The organism is Paenibacillus sp. FSL H8-0283 (genome assembly GCF_045040675.1).
Taxonomy (GTDB): domain Bacteria; phylum Bacillota; class Bacilli; order Paenibacillales; family Paenibacillaceae; genus Paenibacillus; species Paenibacillus amylolyticus.
The window spans coordinates 379,981-392,396 of the sequence record NZ_CP150295.1; the positions used below are offsets into that span (position 1 = coordinate 379,981).

Here is a 12,416-nt window from a genome sequence, read left to right on the forward strand (position 1 = left end):
CATAACGTAAAACCACACTGATTAGGAGAGGAGGATTCGCCATGCAGACCGCCCTTGCGCCAAAATCGTCAGTGCCCCGGACTTCCCGGGTTGCCCGGTTTTGGCGAGACTACGGGTGGGCGTATTTGTTTATTTTGGCGCCTGTCCTGCTGTTTCTCATTTTCACACTGTATCCCGTTCTGACGGCTCTTGTGATGAGCTTCCAGAAATACAATATTATGAACTCGACGTGGGTTGGATTGGATAACTACGAGCGACTGGTGAAGGATGAGACATTCTGGAAGTCGATTAAAAATACAGTCATCTTCACCGTAGGCACAGTCCCGGTCAATATTCTCATTACATTTGTACTGTCCTATTTCATCTATCAAATGAAAAGCAAATGGCAGACATTTTTCAAAGCTACCATGTATCTGCCTGCGGTAGCCTCCGGGGTGACCATCTCCATTGTATGGCTGGCGATCTTTGACCCGACGGATTCAGGACTGCTTAACCGTTTCCTCGGTCTGTTCGGCCTGGATCCGGTGATCTGGCTGGGCCAGTCGGGAACGGCACTCTTTTCCCTCATTCTGATGAACTGGCTTGGATCGCACGGAGCGGGCATTATTCTGTATCTGGCAGCCATGGGTGGTATTCCGAAATCGCTGTACGAAGCGGCGGATATTGATCATGCCAGCGGCTGGACCCAGTTCAGCAAGATTACATGGCCGCTGCTCAAACCAACGACGCTGTATCTGCTCGTCACGGGTGTCATTACATCCTTCCAGGTGTTTATCTCGGTTTATCTGATGACACAGGGTGGACCAAACTTTGCGACAACAACAATCGCTTATCTGATCTATGAGACGGCATTCAAGTTCTATGAATTTGGATTGGCTTCGGCTCAGTCGTTTGTACTGGCGATTATCATCATTGTCATCTCCGTCATACAGTTCAAATATTTCTCCAGCGATATTGAGTATTAGAGGTAGTTCAAAACACGGACTATTAGAGCACGTTGCATTAAGCATCCGGGGGTGAATGAAATCCATGAAATCAACACAGAAAAAGATACTGCTCGTTGTTGCATCCATTCTGCTGGTGGTCTGGGCGCTGGTGACGGTCATTCCGATGTATTGGATGCTCGTTGGTTCGGTGCAGGATAGTGCGATGTCGGCTTCGTTTAAACCACAGATGATTCCGGAGCAGTTATCGTTATCACCATATGAGCGCTTTTTTGCCAAAACCGATGCCTGGCGCTGGTTATACAATTCGCTGCTCATCTCGATTATTCTGACCGTCACAAATGTATTCTTCGCCTCCCTGGCGGGATATGCGTTTGCCAAACTGAAGTTTCCGGGTAGTCAGGCGGTATTCTGGACTTTGCTTGGGACCATGATGATCCCGGCGCAGGTGACATTAATTCCTTTGTACATTCTGATGGTTAACGTGTTTGACTTGGGGGATACGTATACGGCGATTATTCTGCCTGCTGCCGTTAGCGTGGGCAACATTTTCTTGATGAAACAGTTCATGTCTACGCTGCCCACATCGCTGATACATGCGGCACGTATCGATGCATGTAGTGAATTCGGTATCTTCTGGAAAGTCATTCTGCCGATGGCAAAGCCGGGAATTGCGGTGCTGGCGATATTCACGTTTGTAGCTTCGTGGAACGAATTCTTCTGGCCGTTCCTCATTACCAATTCCAACGAGATGCGTACCATTCAGGTGGGGCTCGCCTCGTTTGTATTTGCCGAATCAACGGACTTCGGCGCAATGATGGCAGGGGCAACAATAGGTGCGCTGCCAATGATCATTCTGTTTTTCTCACTGCAACGTTATTTCCTACAAGGCATTACGATCGGTGCAGTAAAAGGTTAGTTCCAATATATGTTCAACTAAACATTTACACTATAACGGAGAGGACAGATATAACCTGAAGAAGCGAAAGCGTTCGCCTAAAAGCTTTCTGAAAGAAAGCTACATCGGAAGCCTAAGCTATCACCGGATTTCCCCTTTTATAAAGGAATCAAAGAAATCTGGGGATAACAGCGATCGGAAGGTTGTTCTGTCATCGGAGTGCCAGTGTAAGGATTCGTTAGTTGAACTTATATAGTTCAGGACAAGCGACAACGTAAAGGGGGATCTACCTATGGCACGCGTGGAGTTTCGCCAAGTGCGCAAAGAATTCAAAGACGATCATAAAGGAACGTTCACGGCTGTGGCCGGCTCGGACTTTGTTATAGAAGATAAGGAATTCGTAGTGTTTGTGGGTCCTTCGGGCTGTGGCAAGACAACGTCACTGCGGATGATTGCCGGACTTGAAAAGCAAACAAGCGGTGATATTGTGATCGGTGACCGGCTAGTTAACGATCTGCATCCGAAGGATCGGGATATCGCGATGGTGTTTCAGGATTATGCACTCTATCCGCATATGACCATCCGTGAGAATCTTTCCTTTGGCCTGAAAAATCTGAAAAAGCCAAAGTCCTATATTGATGAACAGGTGCAGAATGCGGCCTCCATTCTGGGACTGGAAGCGATGCTGGAGCGCAAACCACGCGAGCTGTCTGGTGGTCAGCGCCAGCGTGTTGCGGTAGGACGGGCGATCGTCCGTGATCCGCAGGTGTTTTTATTCGACGAACCACTGTCCAATCTGGATGCCAAGTTGCGGGTACAGATGCGGGTGGAGTTGGGTGAGTTGCATAAACGTCTCGGTGCCACGATTGTGTACGTGACGCATGATCAGGTAGAAGCCATGACACTTGGGGAACGCATCGTGGTCATGAATCATGGAGACATTCAGCAGGTGGCTTCACCAAAAGAACTGTATGCGAGTCCGCGGAATATGTTTGTTGCCGGATTTATCGGTTCTCCGGCGATGAACTTCATTGATGCCCGGATTGAAGGCACGCAGGTTGTCGTGGACGGTGCATCATTCACCTTGCCAGCAGATGTACTCGCTCGTCTTCAGAGTCATCAAGGCAAGCCGGTGATTATGGGTCTGCGTCCAGAGCATATTTTTGGTGACGATGTCGCTCCCAATATCCCGACAGACCATATGCTGCAGGCGCGAGTTCAGGTTGTAGAACATCTGGGCTCCGAGAATTTGGTATATTTCCATTCCGGTGCCCGTACTGTTACGGCCAAGGTCCACCCGGAAACACATGCTTATGTAGGTATGGACAAAAATTTTGTACTGGACCTGCGTAAAGCACACTTTTTCGATCCAGAGACGGAGCTTGCGATCGGACGTGAGTAAGAGACGATGCCTGGTGAAGAAGGAACGGTGAGAAAGGGGAGAATAAACATGCGTAAGCTGAGTGAAGTATTGATCAAGTCGGGTGCGGAAATCTATCGGGATATTATTTCGGTGGCCTTGTACAGTGTCGTTAGCTCCATCGTTTTGATTCCCATTCTGATGTTTGCTCCGTTGCCGATCGCTATACTGCTTCTGGCCTTGATGTATATGCCCATCCTGTTCGGGGTCTGTTATGCCGTACATCACAGATTGGAACGTAAGGAACGGCGCAATGGGCTTAAGGATATATGGATCGGAACGTTGAAGGGAATAATCCCGGGAGGATCGGTGGGTGTGCTTTTCGCAGTGCTTGGCTTCATTCTATGGTCAACCTGGTGGTATTACGGTGGACAGGGTGGAATTACAGGTACAGCAGTGGGTGTATTCCAGACGTTCTTTGTTCTCATGGCGCTGATGTCACAGTTCTATACCTGGCAGCTTGTTTTACAAAAAAACATGGGCATCGTTCATGCGATGGGGGAAAGTGTAAAGCTGTTCTTCCGTCACCCGGGGTACACGATGGGCGCTTGTTTTCAGGCCATGTGCCTGACGGCTCTACTGATGCTGACTGTCGTTGGTTTCGGAGCGTTGTTTGGAGGGATGTTTGCCATCTATCAGCATAAGGTTGCTCTTAATGTGCTAGAGCCTGAAGAAGAGCCTATCGTAACAGGCGGTAATGATCACCAGCATACAGGCTGGATCAGCCAGGGGAATGTGTGATGGGTCAGTTGAATGGGACCGAGCAGATCCCGGCTGTAAAAACGGGAGTTGATCTTCTGTCCAGAGGGTTATCGCATCCATGGATAACAGGTAACCGAATCGGTCTAATTACAAACCCGACTGGTATTACAGCGGATTTTGTATCGACAATAGATGTGTGCGCCGGACTGGCTAATACCGAGCTTACAGCGCTCTATGCCTGTGAGCACGGACTGTATGGAGAGCTTCAGGCGGGTGTCAGATTCGGAGACATGTTTCATCCACGTCTGGACATTCCGGTGTTCAGCCTGTATGGAGATTACAAGAAACCTACACCTGCAATGCTGGCTGGAGTGGATACGGTGCTGTTCGACATTCAGGATGTGGGCATCCGTTATTACACATATGCCTCAACCTTGTTCCATATGATGGATGCCTGTGCTGGAGCAGGCAAACATATGCTGATTCTGGACCGTCCCAATCCGCTCGGTGGAAACGTTGTGGAAGGCGGTGTGTTGAACGCGGGGTATGAATCACTCGTTGGCGCTTGGCGTGTACCTGTACGTAACGGATTGACGGTAGGTGAACTCGCCCTGATGGTCAACAGCGAGATGGATGTACCTTGCGAATTGGACGTGGTTGCCATGGAAGGATGGCAGCGCTCCATGGAGTTTGCGGATTGTGGTCTTCCCTGGATGTTACCCTCTCCCAATATGCCCACGCTGGACAGTGTGCGGGTATATGCGGGTACGTGCCTGCTTGAAGGCACTAATGTATCGGAGGGCAGGGGCACGACCCGCCCATTCGAGTGGATTGGAGCCCCCTGGGTTGAGGGTGAGCGTTTGGCGGAACGATTTCGGGAATACAAGCTGGAAGGTGTACATGTGCATCCAGTGTACATGTCGCCAACATTCTCCAAACACGCAGGTGAGCTGTGTGGTGGCGTAAGGTTTTTTGTAACGGACAGTAGGAAATTTCGGGCGGTAGAGACAGGGTTGGTGCTTTTGCATGAACTGGTGTCACTCTATCCGGAGCAATTCTGCTGGCTGGAGCCACCAGAGCCGGGTTCAAGGTACTTTATCGACCTGCTGGCAGGGGGTAAGGAAGCCAGGGAAACGATTCATGACCGCGCGGAATTCATTCGTTTAATGGACACGTGGAATGTACAGGCAGCGGAATGGAAGGAGCGGCGAAAGCCGTTTTTGTTATATCAATGAACGGATGTTTGTTAGCGGAGGGAGGCATGAAATGAGTGGGCCAAAAGAGTTATACCAGTCGAAGCTGAAACAGATGACCTTGCGTGAGAAAATCGGGCAAATGCTGCTTTGTGGCTTTCATGGCACCGAAGCTGCTGGCGATGTGGAACCCTTTCTACGAAAGTATCCAATCGGTGGCGTAATCTACTTTGCTCGCAACGTTGAGTCGCCAGAGCAGGTAGAGCGGTTATCGTCAGGGTTACAACAGATTGCCAAAAGCAGCGGTAATGTGCCGCTCTGGATATCCATTGATCAGGAGGGCGGCATGGTTGCTCGAATTACCCAAGGGATAACCTTGATGCCTGGACCAATGGCCATTGCCGCTGCCGGTTCCATTGACGATGCGTATCAGGCGGCATATATCAGTGGGTTGGAGCTGAAGGCCATGGGCATTAACATGAACTTTGCTCCGGTATTGGATGTAAACAATAACGCGGCCAATCCGGTCATCGGTGTACGATCATTTGGCGAATCTCCACAATCGGTTGCAGAATATGGGGCCAGAACCATTGCGGGAATACAGGACGCTGGGATTGCAGCGACAGCCAAGCATTTCCCGGGGCATGGGGATACGGATACCGATTCCCATCTGGATCTCCCGATCATCACTCATGATCGGGAACGGGTAGAGCGCCTGGAGTTGATTCCATTCCGAGCGGCTATAGCCGAAGGTGTCGATGCCATGATGTCGGCGCATATTTATTTCCCTGCACTGGAGCCAGAGCGTCTGCCCGTAACGCTATCGCAAACCGTATTAAGCGGTCTGCTTCGCCAGGAACTGGGTTATGAGGGCATGATCGTGACAGATTGCATGGAGATGGATGCCATTGCCGTGAACTATGGCACTGTCGATGCAGCCGTAATGGCGGTAGAGGCCGGGGCAGATCTGGTGTTAATTAGCCATACGGCTAAGCTTCAGGCAGAGGCATTTGATGCTTTGTTAGCAGCTGTGAGGAGCGGGCGGATTAGCGAGAGACGTATTGATGAGTCGGTGAATCGCTTGCTGATGTACAAGGCGAAACGTGGTTTGTTAGAGAGTGAAACGGGTGATGCAGGTGATGAGGAAGTGTATGGCGTAGTATCGAATGCATCATTGCCAAAGGCATCAAACGCTCCTGCTCTATCCAGTGGTTCAGAGCGCAAAAGTTCATTACACCAAGAGGTTGCTCGCCGTATTAGCGAGAACAGTATCACACTGGTGCGCGATCAGCTGAATATGCTGCCTTTGAAGCCGGAACGCACGCTGGTCATAACGGTTGCCACGTCCGTGACGACAATTGCAGACGAACAGCTGACTCAGACGTTCACCTTGGGCTCAGCCTTATCCATGTATGGTCTGGATGTTGTCGATCTGACGGTCACGCCCGAGGAGGTTGCCATTCGTTCCGCCCGTCTGCTTCAGGCAGCGGAAGCAGATGACATTCGGCAGATTGTGGTGGGAACCTACAATGCGGGAAGTCCCTCCGGCGATCCACAGTGCAGGCTGATTGGTTGGATACAGCAATTGGGCAAACCGCTGGCTGTTGTGGCATTGCGAAGCCCCTATGATCTGCTGGCGCTTCCGGATGCCCAGGTCTATGTAGCGGCTTACGAGAGCCGGCCACTTGCCATGGATAGCGTCGCTCAGGCGCTGATGGGGCGCATTCCTTTTGCGGGGAAACTTCCTGTAACATTAAAGCAGACAGATGATGAAAGAGCGGATGTCTCCTAGGCAGTAATAAGAATATGAGTAAATCTGCCTTTTGCAGGATGGAGAAGAGATGGATTGTGGGTTGAGCGAAACGGAAGTGTGAGTCGTTAAAATGAGAACATATACAACACAAAGAGACGATCCTTTAAAGGACCGTCTCTTTGCTCATTATAAGCTATTAATTATAGATTATTGCAATTGCAGTGCTTTGGCTGTCTGTGCCTCAACTTCATCCAAAAGTGAAGTCATGTCCATACCTGCGTGGTTGCCAAGCAGGATAATGGTGATATCATCGGACAGATTACGTGAAAAGGCTGTGGCAAACCCGCCACCACTACCGTTGTGGAAGACGGTACGGTTTGCGCCATTCTCTTTGAGAATCCAGGCGTAGCCATAGTTTTTATCAGAATAAGGCTCATACATCTGTTCAATCGTATCCTGGCTTAGAATCTTGTCCGTATACAGCGCACGATCCCATTTCAGCATATCGTCCACCGTGGAATAGATGGTTCCTGATCCGGATTGAGACACATAGTAAGGTGCAGTTACCCATGCGTTATCTTCTTGAACAAAACCACTAATCGTGTGCACTTTACGGGAGGCCTCTCCCGAATTTTTCATACCAAGTGGTTTCAGTATCGTTTGTTGCACGTAGTCGGCATAACTCATGCCAGATACCTGTTCAACGACGTATGCAAGCAGAACATAACCGCTGTTGCTGTACAGATAGGTACTCCCTGGTTCAAACTTCAGCGTTTTGTGGCGAATCTCCTCTACAGTCTCTTCCATAGAAGTTCCTTCACCCCGACCAAATGCAGATGGCAGACCTGAAGTCTGGGATAACAGCATATGTAGCGTGATCTGATCTCCCTTTGGTATACCAGAGATATACTTGGAGATTGGATCTTGCACATTAATCTTACCATCCTCCACGAGACTCAGAATGGACGCGGCCGTGAAGGATTTGCTCAGCGATGCGATTCGGGTCTTTTGATCCGGGCGATTCAGCGTCTGTTCATCGGCAAGTCCGTAGCCTTGCTTTAGAAGTACTTCACCATCGCGGGCGATCAGAGCCATACCTGGATAGTTGATCTCGCGCAGATACGTATCAACGCTGGCAACCTCGCTGTTCAGCAGGCTGACTTGATCAGTGACCATACTTACACTCATCTGCCCCGTGGCTGTACGTTGGACCGTGATGTCTGCTTTGATTGCATTAGCCATGGCCCGGACAGGTACCATCAACGTACCGTTAACGGTACGTGAATTCACACCTGTAGCCAGATCGACCTTGTTTACTTTAATGGAATTGCTGCCAGCCTGATGGATCAGCTTGTCTCTGCCAACGGTAATGGTAGCCGTCTTGGTGCGATTATCCCATTTCAACGTGCCTTTAACCGATGTGACCACATCCCGCAGTGGAACAAACGTTGAACCTTTGATGATAAGTGGTGCGTTCTTCCAGGATTGTTGCTCACCATTCACTTCAATGTGAACTGCTTGCGTCGCCTGCGCTGCGGATACCGTAATACCAGCTTGTCCCAGAATCGGGCCTGCACACAGGATGAGCGCTAACAGAATGCGGAACATGGATGAATATACAGTGGAAACATGTTGCCTTTCATGTGACTTGCGTAAGATTTGAATCCTCTCCTTCCAATCGTTTCATGAATAACCAGCTTATGAGCATTGTAAACGATCTCGCTAAGGGGGTCAAAACGAATAGAAGGATTAGGTGAATCCATCTAAACTGACTGAAAAGATTAAATTTATTCTAATTTAGTATCTATACATAATATTTTTACAGCGATTGTCCGATAAAAGGATGGGTGAAGATTATGATGGGGGATAGTTATATGAAGAAAAGGATTCGAAATTGGTTTACTTTAACCGTAAAAAAACGCCTGATCGCTGCATTACTCCTGTTCCTGATTGTACCGAGCATTACTGTTGGTTGGTTGTCTTATCAAAAAGCTGCTGACCAGGTTAAAATGGAAATTATTCGTTCCGCACAAGCCAAAACAGAAATGCTTAGTCTGCAGATAAATCAAATGCTGGATATGGAGAAGGATAACGCAGCGCAGATGGCTGCGGGTATTACTTCAAACGATATTATTAATAAATCCCCTGCACTGCAAAGGCAGATGGATCGGATGTCTCAGAATCATAAGGAACTGGGTGTACTCACCGCAGGTGCGGAAGATGGCAGCTGGATGAAATCTCCTGATCCCGGGGAACAGATCTATGATCCACGTGAACGTTCATGGTATACGATGGGCATGTCCCAGGACGAACCTGTAATCTCGGATACGTTCCAGTCGGTCACAACAGGTGAATGGGTTGTAACGGCAGCTGCCAAGCTGGCTGATGGCAAAGGGGTATTCGGGGCCAATGTCAGTCTCAATCATCTGAAAGAATCCGTTGATCAGATACGTATTGGTAAAGAAGGCAAACTGTACATGCTGGATAACGGGGGTAAATTCCTGTTCCACTACAATATTGAATCCGGTACACAGTCGGATGAAAGCTACATTAATGAGATGTATACGAAGGAAAGTGGAACGGTGAAGTATACATATGATGGTCACGAAGTGGAAGCTGTGTATTTCACCAATCCGGTGACAGGCTGGAAAATTGTTGGCGAGATGGTTCCTTCCGAAGCAAGTGAAGCCGTAATGCCTATTTTGATCCGTGCAATTACAATTGTGGCATCTGCATTGGTTATCGGGTTGATTCTGCTTATATTCATTATCCGCAGCATTCACCGGCCATTGCTGCAATTAACGCAGGCAGCATCCAAAGTAAGCGCCGGGGACCTCACCGTAAGGGTAGGTTTACAGCGCAAGGATGAGTTTGGACAGCTTGGAGATAGCTTTGATACGATGACGACTTCACTACGTAGTGTGCTTGGAGAGGTGCATGATACATCCAGCCAGCTGGCGGCATCTTCTGAAGAACTGATGGCGAGTTCCGAGCAGACATCCAAAGCCACAGAACAGGTGGCTGAACTGATGCAGGATGCAGCTGCGGGAACGACTTTGCAGAACAATAGTCTTGCTGCTACAGGTCAACTCGTGGGCGAAATGTCCATTGGAGTCAAAGAGATCTCATCAAGTGCTGAAGACACCGCTCGTATCGCTCTGGATGCATCCACTAAGTCGGAAGCAGGTATGGTTACAGTAGAAGAAGCGGTTACCCATATTCAGCAGGTGAATGATGAGAGCAAAGCCATGTCTGTGGTCATTGAGGATCTGCGCGCGAAAAATGAAGAGATTCTTGTGATTGTGGCCGAGATTACGGCCATTGCCAAGCAGACGAACATTCTTGCATTGAATGCATCCATTGAAGCTTCAAGAGCTGGCGAGCAAGGGCGCGGATTCGCGGTTGTAGCCAACGAAGTGAAGACACTGGCTCACAGTTCAGGCGCTTCAGCCGAGCGGATTAATGAGCTTATGCATGAGATGCAGGAGAAAACCAATGCGGTGCAATCCACTTTTGCCCGTACGGGAGAAGGTATGGTGAAGAGTTCGCAGATGGTTACAGAAGCAGGCGAAGCATTCAATAACATTCGTACTGCGGTACAGTTGGTGGCTGCACAAGCTGGAGAAGTATCCACGGCTTCCCGCCAAATTGATGGGGGCATGAGTCATATCAACAAGGCAGTAAGTGATACAATGGTTCTGTCGGACAGAATTGCCTCTGGAACGGAAGATGGATCAGCGGCGGCTCAAGAGCAGTTGGCTACAATGGAAGAGGTTGCAGCTTCTTCGGCAGCATTGTCACGTATGGCTGAAGATCTGCAAAGCATGATTGAACGGTTTAAGTTGTAACAGAGATTGAAATGATAATGATTGAGGATAAATGCTTATGGAAGGTGCTGAAATGCCCTTTCTGCGATGAGACTGCAGGGTTGCGACCCTGCGGTCTTTTTTCTGTTGAACAAGGGGCATCCGTTATGTCTTTAAACACAGCATTCTTTTCCGTTATATTGACATATAACAAACAAAAATATATTATATCTATAAATAAACAAACATTATTATAAAATATTTAATTAATATACGATTGTAATGACTATAACAATGATAAAAAGGAGCTTTTACATGAAATCATCGGAATCCTGGTTGCAAACAGCTTCATTGGAAGAGATCAAGCGTGGTTATATGGAGGAGGGTCCCGCCTATATATGTGTCTGCTGCGGATACAGGACGGAAGCGGGGATTATCTATCCTGAAGAAGGAGTGCTCTATGAGGCAGCCCGTTATATGCGAGTGCACATTGAGAAGGTTCATGGATCGGTATTTGAATATTTGCTGGAGCTGGATAAAAGCGTAACCGGATTGTCTGATGTCCAGCGGGGATTGTTGTCACAATTCTATGAAGGCAAGAAGGATGCTGAAGTACAGAAGACCCTTGGCATCGGGAGTGCTTCCACGATCCGGAATCATCGGTTTGTATTAAAGGAGAAGGAACGGCAGGCCAAGATATTTCTGGCATTAATGGAGCTTCTCAAGAGTAAAGATACCCAAGCCCCGGCTGAATGGGTGTCGCCGGTGACAAGACATGGGCATACGATCCATCCGAACTCATTTGATATTACAGAACAGGATCGGGAGAAGGTGTTAAACAAGTATTTTCCAGAGGGTACTGGCGGTCGGCTGACGACATTTCATATGCAGCAAAAGCATAAATATATTGTGCTCATCGAAATTGCCAAACGATTCGAGACAGAGCGCAAATATTCCGAGAAACAGGTCAATGAGCTTCTGAAGGAAGTTCATGATGATTACGTGGAAATACGGAGGTATCTCGTCGACTATGGTTTGCTGGAACGTGAGCCAGACGGCAGTCAGTATTGGTTGGGAAGCCACACAGATCAACAGAGCGCCAAAGTTGGAAAACAGGAGCGCAAAGAAAAGGGGGAGCAGGAGAAGATGAATCGTCGCAAAGAATTGCAGGAACAGGCCAAAGAAGTTAAAACGGAAGCGGGCGTCTACCAAATTCGGAATGAACGTAACGGTAAAGTTTATATCGACAGCACACTGAACCTGAAAACCATTAATGGACAACGGTTTATGTTACAGATGGGTAGTCATCTGAATCGAAGATTGCAGGCTGAATGGAATGAATATGGAGAGACTGCGTTTGTGATCGAGGTGCTGGAGACATTGAAACAAGACGATAACCCGTATTACGATTCCAAAGATGCACTCGCCAAATGTCTGAATCGCTGGTTTGAACAGTTAGAGCCCTACGGAGATCAAGGGTACCACGGAGATAAAAAGCAATCTGCTGAATAGGAGAGGCATTTCCTTTCTGAAATGCCCGTTCCTTATAACTCAAATTAACCCAAAAGCCCCTTTGCCAATATGATGGCAAAGGGGCTTTTGGTGTGTAGAGACTACTTGTTATATAAGTTGAACCAGTCTTTTACACGATAACGGAGAGGACAGAAAAAACCTGAAAAAGCGAAGCGTGCGCCTTTATC

General features: G+C 48.4%; 9 protein-coding genes. 8 read left to right on the forward strand and 1 reads right to left on the reverse strand.

The window, feature by feature from the left end:
• The first annotated feature begins 41 nt into the window (after positions 1 to 41).
• The 6 genes from MHI52_RS01870 (at position 42) to nagZ (ending at position 6,949) form a co-directional block, all read left to right on the forward strand.
• Positions 42 to 965, forward strand: a complete 924-nt coding sequence (locus MHI52_RS01870; protein ID WP_036616502.1) for a carbohydrate ABC transporter permease — start codon at positions 42 to 44, stop codon at positions 963 to 965.
• Between the two features lie 64 nt (positions 966 to 1,029).
• Positions 1,030 to 1,863, forward strand: coding sequence for a carbohydrate ABC transporter permease (locus MHI52_RS01875; RefSeq protein ID WP_017691096.1), 834 nt, complete (start codon positions 1,030 to 1,032; stop codon positions 1,861 to 1,863).
• A 271-nt stretch (positions 1,864 to 2,134) separates the two neighbouring features.
• A complete protein-coding gene (locus MHI52_RS01880) occupies positions 2,135 to 3,244 on the forward strand; it encodes an ABC transporter ATP-binding protein (protein ID WP_047840436.1) in 1,110 nt (369 codons plus the stop codon).
• A 48-nt stretch (positions 3,245 to 3,292) separates the two neighbouring features.
• Complete coding sequence (locus MHI52_RS01885; RefSeq protein WP_405158331.1) at positions 3,293 to 4,003, forward strand: hypothetical protein; 711 nt, start codon at positions 3,293 to 3,295, stop codon at positions 4,001 to 4,003.
• On the forward strand, positions 4,003 to 5,199 hold the full coding sequence (locus MHI52_RS01890) for an exo-beta-N-acetylmuramidase NamZ domain-containing protein (RefSeq protein WP_405158332.1): 1,197 nt from the start codon (positions 4,003 to 4,005) through the stop codon (positions 5,197 to 5,199). Before MHI52_RS01885 ends, MHI52_RS01890 begins: the two co-directional genes overlap by 1 nt.
• 31 nt (positions 5,200 to 5,230) lie before the next feature.
• Positions 5,231 to 6,949 carry a beta-N-acetylhexosaminidase gene (nagZ, locus tag MHI52_RS01895; protein WP_076253937.1) on the forward strand — a complete coding sequence of 573 codons (1,719 nt, stop codon included), beginning with the start codon at positions 5,231 to 5,233 and terminating at the stop codon, positions 6,947 to 6,949.
• 168 nt (positions 6,950 to 7,117) lie between these two features.
• Here nagZ and MHI52_RS01900 read toward each other — a convergent pair whose 3' ends face one another.
• Positions 7,118 to 8,518 (reverse strand): serine hydrolase, encoded by a 1,401-nt coding sequence (locus MHI52_RS01900; protein WP_405158333.1) that lies wholly within the window; start codon positions 8,516 to 8,518, stop codon positions 7,118 to 7,120.
• A 266-nt stretch (positions 8,519 to 8,784) separates the two neighbouring features.
• Here MHI52_RS01900 and MHI52_RS01905 point away from each other — a divergent pair, with 266 nt between their 5' ends.
• Both MHI52_RS01905 and MHI52_RS01910 read left to right on the forward strand, forming a co-directional pair.
• Complete coding sequence (locus MHI52_RS01905; protein WP_340018973.1) at positions 8,785 to 10,758, forward strand: methyl-accepting chemotaxis protein; 1,974 nt, start codon at positions 8,785 to 8,787, stop codon at positions 10,756 to 10,758.
• A 273-nt stretch (positions 10,759 to 11,031) separates the two neighbouring features.
• Positions 11,032 to 12,228 carry a DUF2087 domain-containing protein gene (locus MHI52_RS01910; RefSeq protein WP_405158334.1) on the forward strand — a complete coding sequence of 399 codons (1,197 nt, stop codon included), beginning with the start codon at positions 11,032 to 11,034 and terminating at the stop codon, positions 12,226 to 12,228.
• Positions 12,229 to 12,416 lie beyond the last annotated feature (188 nt).